The organism is Intrasporangium sp. (genome assembly GCF_036566125.1).
Lineage (GTDB): Bacteria > Actinomycetota > Actinomycetes > Actinomycetales > Dermatophilaceae > Intrasporangium.
Window position 1 is genome coordinate 1 of sequence record NZ_DATCWX010000202.1, and the last position, 16346, is coordinate 16346.

Below are 16346 nucleotides of genomic sequence, written 5' to 3' on the forward strand. Positions count from 1 at the left end.
GAAACTCGAGTTCAGGACGCGGACACCCAAGCGTCGTCCGGTCGGGCCGATGAGGGGTCTTCGTCACCTCGAGTTCCGCCTGGGACGGCGATGCTCAACCGCTCAATGCCGATGGGCACCGCGTCGCCCTGCTAGCGTTTCAGCGATCGCGATCTACACGCAGGAGGTGAGACCCACATCGCGGTGCCACGAACGCCACTGCACGGGAACTGGCCGATGCACGACAGGCGGGACGACTCAGGACCGGTGGGTGACGCGAACAGTCGAGCCTTGGTTCTCGCCGGTGGCGGAGCGGCAGGCAATGCATGGGAGCTGGGTCTCATCGCCGGCCTGTGCGATGCCGGGGTCGATGTGACCGAGGCTGATCTCATCATCGGAACGTCGGCAGGATCGACGGTGGCTGCCCAGATCACCAGCGGGACACGGCCGGCCGAACTGTATGCCGCCATCCTCGCCGAGGCACCTCAGCCACAGTCTGGCGGCGCCGGATCGGACAGAGGACGCGCTCCGACTTCTTCCGGGGCGACCTACCTGGAGTGGTCGAACCGAATCATCGGTTCGGCGAAGGATGCAACCGACATGCGCCGCAGGATGGGCGCTGCGGCACTCGAGAAGGATGCTGGCGACAGCACCAGCCCGTCGCGCTGGCACGACATCGTGGCAGCGCGGCTTCCCAGCCGACACTGGCCGCAACAACCTGTGCTCATCGTGGCTGTTGACGCGCGTAGCGGGGACCCGGTCGTGTTCGACCGCCACAGCGGGATTGATCTGGTGGATGCGGTCGCCGCAAGCACCTCGGCGATGACGCCCTACCGCATCGGCGAGAACCGCTACATCAACGGCGGCTACCGACGCAGCGAGAACGCCGATCTGGCGGCTGGATGCGGGCGGGTACTCGTGCTGTCACCGTTCGGGGGCAGATCGCGGATGCCGCAGGAGTGGGGCATGAGCCTCGCAGCCCAGGTCGACGAACTGCGCGCAGGCGGAAGCAGCGTGGAGACCGTGTTCCCGGACGGCGGTGCCGGCGACGTCTTCGACGCACATGCGTTGGATCCATCAACACGTCTGCAGGCCGCGCGAGGAGGCTACGACCAAGGCCGGGCCCTCGCGGAGCCGCTCGCCCGATTCTGGCGCTGACGCCGGTGAGAACCGAAGCGTCTACTCCGGGTCGGGTTGACGGCGGGCCGGGCCGATCAGGAGTCGCTCTCAGCGATGAGGCCGTCCAGTCGTTGGACGTCCTCCGGCGCGAGCCACGTCTCCTCCAGCGTTGCGCCGCCCGCACGGTGAAGTGCCTCGCGCAGCGGCGCCGCCCACAGGTGCTCGATGATGACGACGGCTGCACCGGCGCCCACCGGGATCGCGTCGGCGAGGGACCAGGTGGCGCCGGTGAGCGCCTGTTGGGCACTCACCTCGTCAAAGTCCGGGTCGCCGAGGAGCCGGGCGGCCAGCTGGCCCATGCCCGCCGGCGCGCTGGCCGGCAGGGGCAGCGTCTCGAGCGTTCCGTCATCTGCGCGTCTGATCAGCACGACGTCCAGCAGCCGAACGGTGCCGGCCTCCCGCAGCCGGGCAAATTCCGCCATCACCTCGCCCGAGAACGTCGGCTTGTCCAGCCCGATGACCAGGATCTGGACCGGTCCCGTCATCCGCTGCTCCGCTTCACCATCTCGTCGTACTCCGCGTCGGTGAGAACGCCCGTGTCATGCAAGTGTTCGAGCGCCGCCTTCGTATTGGGGTCGATGCGCTTCGGCGCATTCTCGGGCCGTGGAGCTGGTGCCGGGTGGCCGGCGGGGGAAGCAGCAGGGGCGCCGGGGGCAGGTTGGCTCGGATGGGCGGCGGCCCATGCCTGTGCAGGAGTGAAGCGCCCGCCGTAGTAGGGGACGGTTCCGGTCATGCCGGAGCGCAGCAACTGTCGTGGGACCAGCAGCATGGGGCCTCCTGTGTGCGACAGGCCCACTGTAGGGCGACCGGCGCGTCACTGACAGAAGGAGTGCGGATCAGGTCCACGCTGAGCCCGTCAGGCGCCGCGAGACGCTATAACGCCAGCTCTGCCTTGACGACGTCGACGAGGCGGCCGGCGATGAGGTGTGCCTGGTCGACGTCCTCGGCCTCGACCATGACGCGGACGACCGGCTCCGTGCCGGACTTGCGCAGCAGCACCCGCCCGGTCTCGCCGAGCTCAGCCTCGGCGGCACGCACGGCGTCGGCGACTACCGTGCACGCATCGAGGCGACTCTTGTCCACGTCCTTGACGTTGACGAGCACCTGTGGGAAGTGGCGCATCACGGCGGCCAGCTCCGTCAGCGTGCGGCCGGTCTCGGCCACCCGGGAGGCGAGCATGAGACCGGTCAGCGTGCCGTCGCCCGTCGTTCCGTGGTCGAGCATGACGACATGGCCCGACTGCTCCCCGCCGAGGGAGTAGCCGCCGTTCTTCATGCTCTCGAGGACATAGCGGTCCCCCACCGCCGTCTGCAGGACCTTGATGCCGGCCGAGCCGAGCGCCTGGATCATCCCGAGGTTGGACATGACCGTGGCGACCAGGGTGTCTCCGCGGAGGACGCCCTGCTCCTTCATGCGCAGCGCGAGGATGGCCATGATCTGGTCACCGTCGACGATCGTGCCGGCGCCGTCGACCGCGAGACAGCGGTCGGCGTCACCGTCGAAAGCCAGCCCGAAGTCCGCACCGATCTCGACGACCGCGGCCTGGAGCCGGTCCAGGTGCGTCGACCCGAAGCCGTCGTTGATGTTGATCCCGTCCGGTTCGTTGCCGATGACGGTGACCTCGGCACCTGCCTCGGCGAAGGCCTGCGGCGCCACGACCGAGGCCGCGCCGTGGGCCGTGTCGAGGACGACCCGCAGCCCATCGAGCCGATGCGGCAGCACGGACAACAGATGGGCGACATAGCGATCGGCGCCGTCGGCGAGGGGGCTGATCCGGCCGACGTCCGGGCCGGTCGGGCGCTGCCACTGCTCGCCCAACCGCTGCTCGATCGCGTCCTCGAGGCTGTCCGCGAGCTTGTGTCCACCGCGGGCGAAGAACTTGATCCCGTTGTCCGCCATCGGGTTGTGCGACGCGGAGAGCATGGCGCCGAGGTCCGCGCGCTGCTCGCCGACCAGGTAGGCGATGGCGGGCGTCGGCAGCACTCCGGCATCACGCACGTCGACCCCGGCCGAGGCGAGCCCGGCCATGGTGGCCGCGGCGAGGAACTCGCCGGAGGCCCGCGGATCTCGCCCCACCACCGCCACCGGCCGATGTCCGTTGAACTCCCCAACCTCCGCCAGGACATGCGCGGCCGCGACGGACAGGTCGAGGGCGAGTTCTGCGGTGATGTCCTTGTTGGCGAGCCCACGGACGCCGTCCGTGCCGAAGAGTCGAGCCACGTTGTTTGAGCCTTTCGTACGGGCGCCGGTGGAGTGCGGGTGGAGGGCAGGTGAACGCAGACGACCGCACGGCGCCAAGGAGAACTTACTCCCCGATCCCAAAGGAAAGGCCCCGAGGGGCACTCGGGGCCTTTCCTTTGCGTCTGGGTGCAGCGTCAGCGCTTGCTGTACTGCGGAGCCTTGCGGGCCTTCTTGAGACCGGCCTTCTTGCGCTCCGGGACGCGGGCGTCACGGGTGAGGAAGCCGGCCTTCTTCAGAGCCGGCCGGTTCAGCTCGGTGTCGACCTCGTTGAGCGAGCGGGCGACGCCGAGGCGCACCGCGCCGGCCTGGCCGGAGGGGCCACCGCCGTGGACGCGAACGAGCACGTCGTAGGAGCCGTCGAGCTCGAGGAGCGTGAGGGGCTCCTTGACGATCTGCTGGTGCACCTTGTTGGGGAAGTAGTCCTCGAGGGACCGGCCGTTGATCCTCCACGCGCCGGTGCCCGGGACGATCCGGACGCGGGCGATGGCCTGCTTGCGGCGGCCGGTGGCCGCGCCGGGGACGGAGACCTCGCGGGAGCGCTTGGGCTCGGCGAATGCGGAGTCCGACGCGGAGGACTCGGAGGTGTACTCGGTCAGCTCCGGCTCGTCGGTGTCGAGGACGTCCTCGTTCACAATGTCAGTCACGTGCTTCTCTTTCTACGCAGTAGTGCTCGAGGTGACGCTTACTGCGCGACCTGTGAGATCTCGAAGGGGACGGGCTTCTGGGCCTGGTGCGGGTGCTCGCCGCCGCGGTAGACCTTGAGCTTGGAGAGCTGCTGGCGAGCCAGCGAGTTCTTCGGGAGCATGCCCCGGACGGCCTTCTCGACGGCCTTCTCGGGGCTCTTGGCGAGCAGCTCGGTGTAGGACGTCGCCCTGAGGCCACCCGGGAAGCCGGAGTGGTGGTAGGCCTTCTTCTGCTCCGCCTTGGCGCCCGTCAGGGCGACCTTCTCGGCGTTGATGATGATGACGAAGTCACCGGTGTCGACGTGCGGCGCGAACTGCGGCTTGTGCTTGCCCCGGAGCAGGACCGCAGCCTGGCTCGCGAGACGGCCGAGCACGACGTCGGTCGCGTCGATGACGTGCCACGTGCGAGTGACCTCGCCGGGCTTCGGGGTGTACGTGCGCAATGGAGTCTGCCTTTGCTGTCTGAGTGATGCCGTATGCCGCTGGGCTCGGTCCGCGTCGCCCCTCCCTGAGTGGGTGGCCGGGTTCGCAGGCGCCCGCTGCACATCCTCATCAATGTTATGGGCTCCGCCGCTCCGGCCCAAATCGGAGCCAGCCACCCACGAAACCTCACCTGACCTGCACAAACGCAACTCAGCGGCATACGTGCAAAGATCTTGTGCAAATGAAGTGTGCAGAGGTATTATGCACAGTATGGCTGCACACGACCCCACCGACTTTCCTCCCGAGCCGACGCCGGAGAACATCTGGCTCACCTCCGAGAGCCTGCGCGTGCTGGCTCATCCCCTGCGCTCGCGCCTGCTCGCTCAGCTCCGGATGGGTGGACCCGCCACCGCGACCGCCCTTGCCGCGAAGCTCGACACGAACAGCGGCGCCACGAGCTATCACCTGCGCAAGCTGGAATCGGTCGGACTCGTCGAGGACACCGGCGACGGTGAGGGGAAGCGTCGCCTCTGGCGCGCCGCGTCGCGGGCCCACTCGTGGTACCCGAGCCAGTTCGCCGGTGACGAGGACTCGGAGACCGCGCTCAACTGGCTCTCGCATGACGTCGTTCGGCACTTCGGTGAGCGATACGAGAAGTGGCTCGACGTGTCGATGTCCTGGCCGATGGACTGGCAGGACGCCTGCGGAGGCAGCGACGACATGGTCCTCGTCACGAGTGAGCAGCTTGCCACGATGCGCGATGAGATCGCTGAGGTCGTCGCGCGCTATCGCCGGGTGGGACAGGGCAACCCTCGCGCGCGGCGCATCGCAACCCACCTCTACCTCTATCCCCTTGACCTCGACCGGCCGCCGGCCTCCAACAGCAGGGAGAACTGACCATGAGCACCGTGCAGACCCCGGCGGCTGCCCGCCGAACCTTCCTGACTCTGTCCTTCACCCGCTGGTTCTCGGTCGGGCTCGTCGTCGGGATCTTCATACTCTGGATCCTCGAACGAGGCCTGACGATCAGCGAGGCGGCCTTTGCGCTGACGTTCACCGGGATTGTCGTCTTCCTGCTCGAGCTGCCGACATCGGGGTTCGCCGACGTGTTCGGACGTCGGCCGGTCTATGTCACCGCCGCCGTCTTCGGGGTGCTCTCCTCGGTGGCTTTGCTCGTGGCGCACTCCTTCATCGCCTTCGTCATCGCGGCGGTCCTGACCGGCGTCTTCCGCGCCCTCGACTCTGGCCCGCTCGAGGCCTGGTTCGTCGACACCGTGCACGCGACCGACCCTGACGCCGACGTGGACGGCGCCCTGGCCGCCCAGGGGACGGTCGTCGGAGTGGCGATCGCGGTAGCGGCCCTCATCTCGGGCGGGCTCGTGTGGTGGCATCCCGTGGCGGGGCAGTCGGCCCTGTGGCTGCCCGTCCTGTGCGGCGCCATCTTCTCCGTGGTCCACCTCGGCATGGTGCTGTTGCTGCTCAAGGAGCCGCGCGACATGGAGCACCTCGACACCTCCGGGATGCGTCGGGCGGTGGCCTCGGCCAAGGAGGCGCCGACGGTGGTGCGGGACGGCCTGAGGCTGATGCGGTCGAGCCGAGTGCTCCGCGGCCTCATGCTTGCAGAGGTTGCCTGGGCGATCGCCATGGTCGTGTTCGAGATGTTCCAGCCGGTGCGGCTCGCCGAGCTCCTCGGCGGCGAGGAGGCCGCCGGTGCGTGGATGGGACCGATCGCTGCCGGAGGTTGGGCCGCCGTCGCGGCGGGGTCCGCGCTGGCCGGGCTGACGAGCAAGCGGATCGGCGTGTCTCGCACGGCCATCCTCGGGCGCGTCCTCAACAGCCTCGGCGCCGTGGTCATGGGTCTCGTCGCCGGTCCGGTCGCCCTCGTCGCCGCGTTCGCGTTCACCTACTCGATGCACGGCTTCCTCGGCCCCATGCATGCGGCCCTGCTCCATCGGGTGGCGCAGGCCAGCAACCGGGCCACGGTCCTGTCGATGAACTCCATGGTGGCCTTTGCGGCGTACACCGTCGCCGCCCCGTTGCTCGGTCTCCTCGCAGAGGGCGTCTCCACGCAGACGGCGATGGTCGTCGCCGGGGCCGTCAGCCTGCTCGGACTGCTCGCCTACCTCCCGGCCCGGCGCGCCGAGCGCATCCGAGCGAAAGAACACCTTCTGAGTGCCGCCACACGCTGATCGAAAGAACACCTTTCGGGCCCGAATCTTGTTCGTTCCAATGGATGGTGGGTGGGCAACCCGAAACCGGACCCAATCGAGTGGACAAGATTCGGGGGGCGGCCGCGTCATGGGCGTTCGCACACCGGAGGTTCGGTGAGGCGGCGAGCCAGTGCGGCGCCTGACAGGACCAAGGCGAAGGCGGCCCTCGAGCCGTCATGGGCTGTCTCGATGGCCAGCCAGGGGCCGGCGACGGCCAAGGCAAGGCCGACGATCGCGCAGGGCGCACATCCGGGATCGGGTCGCCATCCCGCGCCGGAGCTCGGCACGAACAAGGCCAGCGCGAGGGATGAGAGCACCACGCTCCCGGCTGTGAGCACCGTCCACAGCGGCGCCACGGAGAGCGGCCACCGCGCTGTCGCACCGACGACAACGACGAGAGCGGCCAAGAGCACAGTTGCGGCGACGCGACGACGCCGTGGCCAGCGCGCTGGTGCGGTGACGCCAGCGATGACCGTCATGGGGGCCACCACCTCGAGGGGTGCCTCGCGGTGGATGCGCTGCTCGCTCATGACGCACTCCGCACACGGCAGGTGCCGTCGACGCACGGCCGACGGCGTGCCGCGTAGGCGACGGCGCCGACGAGCGCCGCGAGCGAGATCATCGCGAGCCAGGGCTGAAGCGGCTCCCAGATGCCGAGGGCACCTGACGTGCCCAGCGCGACAAGGACGATCTTGTTGCAGACCGGGCAAGCCACGGCGAACAGGGCCAGTCCCGCGGCGCTCAACGGTGGGACGCTCGAGTCCTCGCCAGCGACGGTCCCGTCAGCCGCGACGATGCGCCGCGTCCGCTGCAGACCGAACCACAGGCCAGTGAGCACACTCGTGGCAAGGAGCACCCACGGCTCCCACTGGCGGACCGGGACCTCACGCCCGAAGAGGGGATTCGGGACGATGTCCGTCGGCAACCCGATGACGAGGAAGGTGACCACAGCTGCCAGGACAGCGATCCCAACGTGTGGCCGGGGTCGCTCATGGTGCGTCACCGTCTCGAATCCGTGCGCTTCACGACCCGAGGATCGTGCAATGGCGGCATCTTGCATACCCCATAGGGTATATGGCACTGGATGCAAGCCTCCGTGTGAACCATCATTGTCAGTGACAGGGCGAGCGGAGGGACGGTCGTGACGCCGACCTGGTGGGCTCTGGTGACGCTGGTCGCGCTCGGCGTCGCGCTGACTGTCGCGGCGATCATGTTCGTGCCCTGGGGGTCGTCCAGCCCGACTCGCGCCGCACGCATGACGGCGCTGCGCGATCTACCGGCTGGCATGGTCAGCAGAGGTCGGGCGCTGCACGCATCGTTGCGGCCCAGCTCGTACGGTTCTCTCCTGGCCGGACTGGTGGCCCCCCTGCTGCTCGGGTTCACCCCTGCCGGTGCCCGGATCGTCGCCTGGGTGGCCCAGCCGTTCGGCGGGCACTGGCTGGCCGAGGCGCTGCTCGGCGGCTTGGTCATCCTGACGATCGTCTGGTTGGCGTCGCTACCGTTCACGGCATGGCGCCATGCCGTGCTGCGCGACTATGGGCTCTCGACCCAGCACTGGGGCGGCTGGGCGGTGGACCAGCTCAAGAGCTGCGCGGTCGGCGCGGTGACCGGCGCGGTGGTGCTTGCCGGGTTCTACACCCTGACTCACGTCGCATCAGGCTGGTGGTGGTCGTTCGGTGCAGTGGGCGCCGCCGCGCTGGTAGTCCTGCTGTCGTTCGTCTTCCCGCTCCTCGTCGAGCCGCTCTTCAACACGTTCGCCCCGATGCCGGACGGGCCGCTGCGTGATGAGCTGACCGCGATGGCGGCTCGGGACGGCATGCCGGTGCAGGAGGTGCTGGTCGCGGATGCGTCGCGGCGTACCACCGGGCTCAACGCCTACGTCTCCGGCTTCGGGGCCACTCGGCGGATCGTGGTCTACGACACGTTGCTGCGCGAGGCGCAACCAGACGAGGTGCGCAGTGTCGTAGCGCACGAACTGGGCCACGCCAAGGACCGCGACCCGGAACTGGGCGCCCTGCTCGGGGCGATCACCGCCGCGGCGGCGGTTGTGGCACTGTTCCTGTTGGGTCACTGGGATGCGCTGCTCCGCCGAGCAGGGGTGGACTCCATCGGCTCGCCCCGAGCGATCGGCTTGGTGCTCGCGGTGATGGCAGTGGCGGGCGTGGTTGTCGGCCCGGTCCTGAACCTTGTCTCTCGCAGGGTCGAGTCCCGCGCCGATCAGCATGCGCTCCGGCTGACCGGCGACTCCACCGCGTTCGCCGCCATGCAGCTGCGTTTGGCCGAGGTCAACCTCGCCGATGTCCACCCACCCCGGATCGAGTACCTGCTCTTTGCCACCCATCCCGACACCGTCGAACGCCTGGCGGCAGCGCGCGAGCCCACGGGTGGTCCCCACCCACCCCGTTGAGTCATTGACTCACTGGCTCAAAGGGGGCGTCATCAGGCGCCTGCGGTGATCTCGTCCAGTTCGACCAAGTCCTCGGCGGTCGGCTCCCAGAGCCCCGCGCGCACATTGTCCAGGACCTGCTCCGGCGACGTCGCCCCCGCGATGACCGACGCCACAGCGGGCTGGGCTGCAAGCCCGCCGATGGCCACGTCGATGACCCGGAGGTCGCGCGCAGCGGCAAACGACTCCAAGCCCTCGAGCGTGTCCCAGTCTGCCGTGTCGAGCAGGTCCTGCCGAGAGTGCAGCCGGGTGCCGTCTGGCGCAGCCTCGCCGCGGCGGTACTTGCCGGTGAGCAGACCCGAGGCGAGCGGGAAGTACGGCAGCAGGCCAACGCTGACGTGCTCGCACGCCGGCACGAGCTCGTCCTCGGCGCCGCGCTCGAGCAGGGAGTACTCGTTCTGCGCGGAGACGAACCGCTCGAAACCCTCCGAGCGCGCCACCCAGTCGGCGTCCACGACCTGCCACGCCGTGAGGTTGCTCGACCCCAGGTAGCGGACCTTGCCCTCCTGGACAAGCTCGGTCAGGGCCGCGAGCGTCTCCTCCATCGGAGTCACCGGGTCGGGCCGGTGGTACTGGTAGAGGTCGATCCAGTCGGTGCCGAGTCGCCGGAGGCTCGCCTCGACGGCGCGGCGGATGTAGCGCCGTGAGCCTCGCACGCCCCAGTCCGGGCCGTTGGCGCCCGCCATGTCATTGCCGAACTTCGTTGCGAGGACGACGTTCTCACGCTCCTCACCGAGCGCCCGGCCGAGCAACTCCTCGCTGGCGCCCTGGCCATAGGTGTCGGCGGTGTCGAAGAGCGTGATGCCAGCATCGATCGCCGTACGCACCACGGCGGTGGTCGCCTCCTCGTCGATCCGACGGCCGAAGTTGTTGCAGCCGAGGCCGACCGCCGAGACGGTGAGGCCGCTGTCGCCGAGCTGTCGGTAGGTCATCGAGGGCGTCGTCACTCCCCCACCGTAGACGTCGTGCTCGCAGAACCCACCCACCTGCGTCCCACCTGACTTCACAGGGTGAGGTCGAGGACCTCCGCTCCCGGCAGGTCCGCCAAAGTGGCGCCGTCGACGAGCAGCTTGGCTCCCCGGATCCCGGCGCCGATGACGACCGGGCCGGCGTCGACGACCGCCCTGTCGACGAGGATGGGCCAGTCCGCCGGCAGGCCGATCGGCGTGATGCCGCCCTGCTGCATTCCGGTCAGCTCCTCCGCGAGGGCCTGGTCGGCGAAGGAGATCTTGCGAACGCCCAGGTGCTTACGAACGACGCGGTTGACGTCTGCCCGGTCGCTGGCGAGCACCATGACGGCTGCCCGGGTCGTGACCTCGGCGCGACGACCCTCGACGACGACGCAGTTGGCCGAGGAGGCGGGGTCCACGTCGTAGGCGGCGCAGAACGCGGCCGTGTCGGCCAGAGCCGCATCGATGGCGGCGACGCGCACACCAGGCACGTGCGGGAGTGCGTCGGCCACCGGTGGCGCGACGAGCTCAGGGTGCTCGACAGCCGGCTCCCAGGACAGGTTTCCCTCCGCAGTTGGCATGGCGCCACCGTACGGGAGCTCCACCAGGCCAAGGGGCGGACCCCTCCCCTCCTCCGACGACGCGGTCTGGCGGCGGTCAGCCGTCTCCAGCAATGTGCCGCACGACCGCGGCCGCGGGTACGTCGGCTGCGTCCTGCCAACCAGTGCCGGCCCAGAGCGCCATGAGACCAGGGTCATCGGCGGCGGCCGAGGCTTTGCGCAGGGGGCTCGTCAGCTGGTGGACCTCGGGATAGGCGGCGGGCGCCTGGCCGTCGCGCTCTCGCACGAAATCGGTCTCGAGGGCCCGGGCCGGGCGCCCCGAGAAGGCACGGGTCACGGCGGTCCGGGTGTAGGCCGGATCCTTGAGGGCACGGCGGTAGGCAAGCGCGGTGCCGGCCTCTGGGGTGAGGAGCAGGGCCGTGCCGATCTGGACGGCGGTCGCCCCTGCATCCCTGAGCTGCCGCGCCCGCTTCGGTGTGGAGATGCCACCTGCGGCGATGACAGGGACCGGTGTCCCCTCACGCACGGCCGCGACGAGGTCGACGAGGTCCTCGGCAGACGGCTCCTTCGTCTGGTCGAGGGTGCTCCGGTGGCCGCCGCCCTCCGGCCCCTGCACGACGAGGGCATCGGCCCCCGCCTCGATGGCGGCCTCCGCCTCCTCGACGTCGCTCACGGTGACCACGCTCTCGATCCCGGCCCGACGCAGCTCCGCGAAGACGGCCGGGCTCGGCAGGCCGAAGGTGAAGGACACGACCGGCACCTTCTCGCGCAGCACGAGGTCGAGCTTGCGGTCCCAGTCATCGGTGTCGCCGGCGACCGGCTCGGGCAGCTCGACGCCAAGCCGTTCCGCTTCGCCGAGCAGGCCCTCCCGATACTGCGAAACGGCCCGGGCACGGAGGTCACCTCGGAGCGGAGCCAGCCCAGCGGCATACGAACAGGTGAACGTGTTGGCACTCTCGGGGACGAAGAGGTTGACGCCCAAGGCACACGACGACGCGTCCCACGCGTCGGCGATCTGGCCGGCGAGCTGGCCCGCGGTGAGGTAACCACCGGCGAGGAAGCCGAGTCCGCCCGCCTCGGAGACTGCCACAGCGAGCTCCGGCGTCGATGGGCCACCTGCCATCGGCGCCCCTACGACGGGGACGTCGAGCGAGCCGATAACCATGCCCCTGACGCTACTCCGGTCCGGGCGTCCGGGACCCGGCTCACCGCCGGCGCGCGACCCTGCCCTCGTCCCACACTGGCTCGTCCGACTCGTACACCCGCCCGTCCGCGCCGAAGACGAGGAACCGATCGAAACCCCGCGCGAACCAGCGGTCGTGGGTGACGGCGACGACGGTTCCCTCGAACTTCGCCAAGCCCTCCTCGAGAGCCTCCGCTGAGTGCAGGTCGAGGTTGTCGGTCGGCTCATCGAGCAGCAGCAGAGTCGCTCCCGACAGTTCGAGAAGGAGGATCTGGAAGCGGGCCTGCTGGCCACCCGAGAGCGACTCGAACCTCTGCTCGCTGGAGCGGGCCAGCCCGTAGCGGTCCAGGGCCCTGGCCGCCTCCTCGCGCGGCTTGCCGGCGCGGTGCTCATCGCCTCGGTGGAGAATCTCGAGGAGCGTCCGACCCAGGAGCGAGGGGTGCTCGTGGGTCTGGGCGAACCACCCCGGTCGCACCCGCGAACCGAGCCGCACCACACCCGTGTGCTCAACTGGCACGGGCCGCACATCGCCGACGGGCCGGTGCTCCGGCTCCGGGTCGCTGCCGCCAATCGCGAGCAGCCGGAGGAAGTGGGACTTGCCCGACCCGTTCGAGCCGAGGACGGCGACGCGCTCGCCGTACCAGACCTCGAGGTCGAAAGGCTTCATCAGCCCGGTCAGCTCGAGATCCTTGGCGACGATCGCGCGCTTGGCGGTCCGTCCTCCGGTGAGGCGCATCCTGACGTTCTGGTGCACCGGGATCGCCTCCGGCGGGCCGGCCTCGACGAACTTCGCCAGGCGGGTCTGGGCCGCCTGGTACCGCGAGGCCATCCCGTCGTTGTACGTCGCCTTGACCTTGAGGGTCTGCACGAGGGTCTTGAGCTTGAGGTGCTCCTCGTCCCAGCGCCGCCGCAGCTCCTCGAGCCTGGCGTTGCGGTCCTCGCGGGCCTGCGCATACGTCGCGAAATGCCCCGGGTGCACCCAGATCGTCGCGCCAACGGCACCCGGCTCGAGGGTGGCGATGCGGGTGGCGACGCGGTCGAGCAGCTCGCGGTCATGGCTGATGAAGAGCACCGTCTTGGGCGACGCGATGAGCGCGTCCTCGAGCCAGCGCTTCGCCGGCACGTCGAGGTAGTTGTCCGGCTCGTCGAGCAGCAGCACCTCCTCCGGGCCCCGCAGGAGGGCTTCGAGGACGAGCCGCTTCTGCTCGCCGCCGGAGAGCGTCGTGACCTTGCGCCACTGGGCCCTCTCGTAGGGGACGCCCAGGGCGGCGACGGTGCACTGGTCCCAGAGGGTCTCCTGCTCGTAGCCACCCGCCTCGCCCCACTCGGTGAGGGCGTGCGCATAGGCCATCTGGTCCTCCTCCGAGTCCCGCTCCATCATGAGCAGCTCGGTCCGGTCGATCTCCTGCGCCGCCTTCCGGATGCGTTCGGGCGCAACGGAGACGAGCAGGTCGCGCACCGTCGACTCGTCACGCACCTTGCCGATGAACTGGCGCATGACGCCGAGGCCCCCCGATCGCGTCACCGCACCCTCGTGCGCGTCGAGGTCCCCGGCGATGATCCGCGTCAGTGTGGTCTTGCCCGTTCCGTTGGGCCCGATGAGGGCGACCTTGGCGCCCTCCCCCACCCGCACGGAGACGTCGCGAAGGAGCACTCGGCCGTCGGGCAGGGTGAAGCTGACTGAGTTGACGTCCACGTGTCCCACAAACGTCAAGAGTGTCGTATGCGGCTGGGCCCGGTCATGCGGTTATCCAAAAGTGAGTGCCCTACCGCTCGCTCGTGGTCGGGCTCAGAGCTCCCGTTTCAGGCACTGCCACAACTTCGCTGCGCCGGACTGCTAGGCCCAGGTCCAGCTCTCGGCGATCTGGGTGAGCTCGGCCGCGGCCTGCTCCGCGGCGGACTTGGCCGAGCTCAAGGTGAGCAGGTAGACCCGGCCCTCGTGCTGCAGCCCGTAGGACCGGGCGACGACGTCGACGCCCTGTTGGGTGAAGGAGGTCGTGAAGCCCTTGGCCGGGCTGCCGCCGACCGTGAGTGGCGGGGCGTCCGACACGGTGCGACCCTGGCCCGCGAGCTGCTCGCGACCCTTCTGCAGCTCGGACTCGAGCACGGCGGCGTCGCCCGTTGCGACGTGGACGACGAGGTTGGTGTTGAAGCCGGCCCGCTTCTCGGACGACATGAGGACGAGGTCGACGCCCGGGATCGCACCCACCTCGTCGGTTGCCTCGCCCCAGCCTTGCGGCGGGACGACGGAGTACGTCCCGCTCTTGCCCTGGACGTTGTCCACCGCATCGATCGGTTGCGTTTCGGAGGGGGACGTTGCACTGGGCGAGGTCGCCGTCGGCGTCGAGGGGGACGCACCAGGCGTGCCGGAATCGGCGGAGCAGCCGCTCACCAGCACCGCGGCGACGACGGCGACAAGGCCGGCGCTCCGCACGGAGCGCTCGAATCGGGATCGGGCGGATCGGCGGAGCATGGCGTCGATCCAATCACACGTGTCGGTTCACCCGCGTCGGTCGCTTGCTGCGGGCGCCTCGCGCCGAGCTCGTGCGGCCACGGCCCTTGCCGCCAGCTCCGCGTCCGGCGGGTAGCTGACTGCCTCGAGGCTCAGTCCATGCGCCGGCATCACCCTGATCTCGGACGCCCGCTCCCGGCGGTGCTGCAGCTCCGCGGGCCAGGCGATCGGCCGTCTGCCCTCCCCGACGGCCACGACCGCACCGACGAGCGCCCGGACCATCGAGTGGCAGAACGCGTCGGCCCGTACGGTCGCGGCGAGGACTCCGTCGTCCAGCCGAGCCCATCGGTACTCGAGCAGGGTGCGGACCGTGGTAGCACCCTCGCGTCGCTTGCAGAACGCTGCGAAGTCCTTGAGGCCGAGGAGTTCGTGCGCGGCCTCGTCCATGGCGGCAACGTCCAGCGAGCGCGGCCACCACACCGTGTCTCGCCTGCGCAACGGGTCCCGCGGCGCCTCGGCATCCGCGAGCCGGTAGAGGTAGCGCCGCTCCAGCGCCGAGAACCGCGCATCGAAACCGTCGGGCGCGCGGGTCACGCGCTGCACGACGACCTCGGGCGGCAGCAGTCCGCCGAGCCGGTTCAGCAGGACTCGCTCAGGAGTCCGGTCGGACCGCCCGGGCAGGGTCGCCAGAACTTCCGTGGCCACGTCGACGTGCGCCACCTGACCGCGAGCGTGCACACCAGCGTCCGTCCGACCCGCGACGGTGATGCCGACCGGCTCGGATGTTCGCAGCACCGTGGACAGCGCCGCGCTGAGGGTCCCCTCGACGGTGCGTCGGGACGGCTGCGCGGCCCATCCGGAGAAGTCGGTCCCGTCGTAGGCGAGATCCAGGCGCAGCCGAACCGTCATCGAAGCGGTGCCTCGAGGGCGGCGAAGACGGCACGACCGATCCGGCTGGCTCGGCTGATCCCGCTGTCCTGGTCCGGTTGGCGGGTCTGCATCAACGCCAGGGCATAGTCCCGTCCGGCCCCCCGGACATCGCCGACGCTGTTGATGACCCAGGGTTCGCCGACCGCCATCCAGCCGTTCTTGACGTGGACGTCGACGGTGTCGGACCGCACCGTGCCCGCTCCCCAGCGTTGGCCGTCGATGACCTGGGTCATGAGGTCGAGCACCGCAGCATCGTCGTCGGGGTGGGTCGCCGGACTGCCCCTGGTCAGTCGTTCCATGAGACGGACGAGGTCGTTGGGCGTGGTCAGCGTCAGGCCCCAGTGCGTGACTGGCTCCGCCGCGGCCGTCGCCGCCATGCCCAGGTCGCGGGCGAGCTCCGCGATGGCTGCGTGACCACCGGCAAAGGCGTAGAGCGCATCGGCCGAGGCGTTGTCGCTCTCCGTGATGGCCAGGCGGGCCTGCTCTCGCTGCCGGGCGGAGAGGCGCCCCTGCTCCTCGCGAGCCTTGCGCAGCGCTGCCGCGAGGACGAGCACCTTCGACACGCTGCCGCTCCTGACCGCCGCGTCACCCCGGTAGTGCCACCAGACGCCGGTGCGCCGGTCGAGGACGCTCACGCCGATGACGTCGGAGCGTCCGCCCAGCACGGCGAGGACCGCCTTGGAGAGAGCCGCCCGGCTCGGCGTGTCCGACCGCTCGGACGGCGTGGGGAGGATGCTCCGCGCGAGGTCGCCAGCGAGGTCGAACGCCTCTCGTGCGGCGCCCGCCACGGGACGGACCAGATCGTTCGCGAGCGCCTCGCTCGCCAGCGCGACGACTCCGGCCGGCACGAGGAACAAGGCCCTCCGCCGGGTGAGGTGTCCAAGCGGAACGACCGTCGAGGCGGCAGCCGGCGACGGCCGCTCCCGCCGCCTCGAGATGAGATGCACGGGGTCATTGTGTCGCACCCACCAGCGCTTGGCGTGCGTCAACCCCCGGCGCCAATGAGGCGTCTTCTCTGCAGACCCGGTTGATCGTCCGGTTGATCAGCGGGGACCACCGAAGGGGGAAGCCATGCGCACCATCACTCGTCTGCTGGCCGTCACCGCGGCC

General features: G+C 69.9%; 18 protein-coding genes. 4 read left to right on the forward strand and 14 right to left on the reverse strand.

Going from position 1 to position 16346, the window contains the following annotated elements:
• Window positions 1–216: 216 nt before the first annotated feature.
• The gene (locus tag VIR15_RS12605; RefSeq protein ID WP_331928115.1) at window positions 217–1137 is read left to right on the forward strand and encodes a patatin-like phospholipase family protein; all 921 of its coding nucleotides are present in this window, start codon (window positions 217–219) and stop codon (window positions 1135–1137) included.
• 56 nt (window positions 1138–1193) lie between these two features.
• Here VIR15_RS12605 and VIR15_RS12610 read toward each other — a convergent pair whose 3' ends face one another.
• From VIR15_RS12610 to rplM, 5 genes are all read right to left on the reverse strand, one after another.
• Window positions 1194–1643, reverse strand: a complete 450-nt coding sequence (locus VIR15_RS12610) for a DUF6325 family protein (RefSeq protein WP_331928117.1) — start codon at window positions 1641–1643, stop codon at window positions 1194–1196.
• Entirely contained in the window at window positions 1640–1927 is a 288-nt protein-coding gene (locus VIR15_RS12615; RefSeq protein ID WP_331928119.1) for a hypothetical protein, read from the reverse strand. The genes VIR15_RS12610 and VIR15_RS12615 overlap by 4 nt, the downstream gene beginning before the upstream one ends.
• A gap of 104 nt (window positions 1928–2031) precedes the next feature.
• On the reverse strand, window positions 2032–3378 hold the full coding sequence (glmM, locus tag VIR15_RS12620; RefSeq protein ID WP_331928121.1) for a phosphoglucosamine mutase: 1347 nt from the start codon (window positions 3376–3378) through the stop codon (window positions 2032–2034).
• Window positions 3379–3533: 155 nt separating this feature from the next.
• Complete coding sequence (rpsI, locus tag VIR15_RS12625; RefSeq protein ID WP_331928123.1) at window positions 3534–4043, reverse strand: 30S ribosomal protein S9; 510 nt, start codon at window positions 4041–4043, stop codon at window positions 3534–3536.
• Window positions 4044–4081: 38 nt separating this feature from the next.
• Window positions 4082–4525 (reverse strand): 50S ribosomal protein L13, encoded by a 444-nt coding sequence (rplM, locus tag VIR15_RS12630; RefSeq protein WP_331928125.1) that lies wholly within the window; start codon window positions 4523–4525, stop codon window positions 4082–4084.
• A gap of 250 nt (window positions 4526–4775) precedes the next feature.
• Here rplM and VIR15_RS12635 point away from each other — a divergent pair, with 250 nt between their 5' ends.
• Window positions 4776–5402 (forward strand): winged helix-turn-helix domain-containing protein, encoded by a 627-nt coding sequence (locus VIR15_RS12635; RefSeq protein ID WP_331928127.1) that lies wholly within the window; start codon window positions 4776–4778, stop codon window positions 5400–5402.
• Window positions 5403–5404: 2 nt separating this feature from the next.
• Window positions 5405–6694, forward strand: coding sequence for an MFS transporter (locus VIR15_RS12640; protein WP_331928129.1), 1290 nt, complete (start codon window positions 5405–5407; stop codon window positions 6692–6694).
• A gap of 107 nt (window positions 6695–6801) precedes the next feature.
• On the opposite strand, the gene VIR15_RS12645 is transcribed toward VIR15_RS12640, so the two are convergent.
• Entirely contained in the window at window positions 6802–7245 is a 444-nt protein-coding gene (locus VIR15_RS12645; RefSeq protein ID WP_331928131.1) for a hypothetical protein, read from the reverse strand.
• Entirely contained in the window at window positions 7242–7664 is a 423-nt protein-coding gene (locus VIR15_RS12650; RefSeq protein ID WP_331928133.1) for a hypothetical protein, read from the reverse strand. The genes VIR15_RS12645 and VIR15_RS12650 overlap by 4 nt, the downstream gene beginning before the upstream one ends.
• A gap of 192 nt (window positions 7665–7856) precedes the next feature.
• Here VIR15_RS12650 and VIR15_RS12655 point away from each other — a divergent pair, with 192 nt between their 5' ends.
• Entirely contained in the window at window positions 7857–9122 is a 1266-nt protein-coding gene (locus tag VIR15_RS12655) for a M48 family metallopeptidase (RefSeq protein ID WP_331928135.1), read from the forward strand.
• A gap of 32 nt (window positions 9123–9154) precedes the next feature.
• On the opposite strand, the gene VIR15_RS12660 is transcribed toward VIR15_RS12655, so the two are convergent.
• The 7 genes from VIR15_RS12660 to VIR15_RS12690 form a co-directional block, all read right to left on the reverse strand.
• Complete coding sequence (locus tag VIR15_RS12660) at window positions 9155–10093, reverse strand: aldo/keto reductase (RefSeq protein WP_331928149.1); 939 nt, start codon at window positions 10091–10093, stop codon at window positions 9155–9157.
• Window positions 10094–10164: 71 nt separating this feature from the next.
• Window positions 10165–10692: a YbaK/EbsC family protein gene (locus VIR15_RS12665; RefSeq protein WP_331928137.1), complete on the reverse strand. Its 528-nt coding sequence runs from the start codon at window positions 10690–10692 to the stop codon at window positions 10165–10167.
• Window positions 10693–10768: 76 nt separating this feature from the next.
• Window positions 10769–11836 carry a nitronate monooxygenase gene (locus VIR15_RS12670; protein WP_331928139.1) on the reverse strand — a complete coding sequence of 356 codons (1068 nt, stop codon included), beginning with the start codon at window positions 11834–11836 and terminating at the stop codon, window positions 10769–10771.
• A gap of 40 nt (window positions 11837–11876) precedes the next feature.
• Window positions 11877–13559, reverse strand: a complete 1683-nt coding sequence (locus VIR15_RS12675; protein WP_331928141.1) for an ABC-F family ATP-binding cassette domain-containing protein — start codon at window positions 13557–13559, stop codon at window positions 11877–11879.
• A gap of 132 nt (window positions 13560–13691) precedes the next feature.
• Window positions 13692–14327, reverse strand: a complete 636-nt coding sequence (locus tag VIR15_RS12680) for a hypothetical protein (RefSeq protein ID WP_331928143.1) — start codon at window positions 14325–14327, stop codon at window positions 13692–13694.
• 27 nt (window positions 14328–14354) lie between these two features.
• The gene (gene truA / locus VIR15_RS12685; protein ID WP_331928145.1) at window positions 14355–15215 is read right to left on the reverse strand and encodes a tRNA pseudouridine(38-40) synthase TruA; all 861 of its coding nucleotides are present in this window, start codon (window positions 15213–15215) and stop codon (window positions 14355–14357) included.
• A complete protein-coding gene (locus VIR15_RS12690) occupies window positions 15212–16183 on the reverse strand; it encodes a serine hydrolase (protein WP_331928147.1) in 972 nt (323 codons plus the stop codon). The genes truA and VIR15_RS12690 overlap by 4 nt, the downstream gene beginning before the upstream one ends.
• Between the last annotated feature and the right edge of the window lie 163 nt (window positions 16184–16346).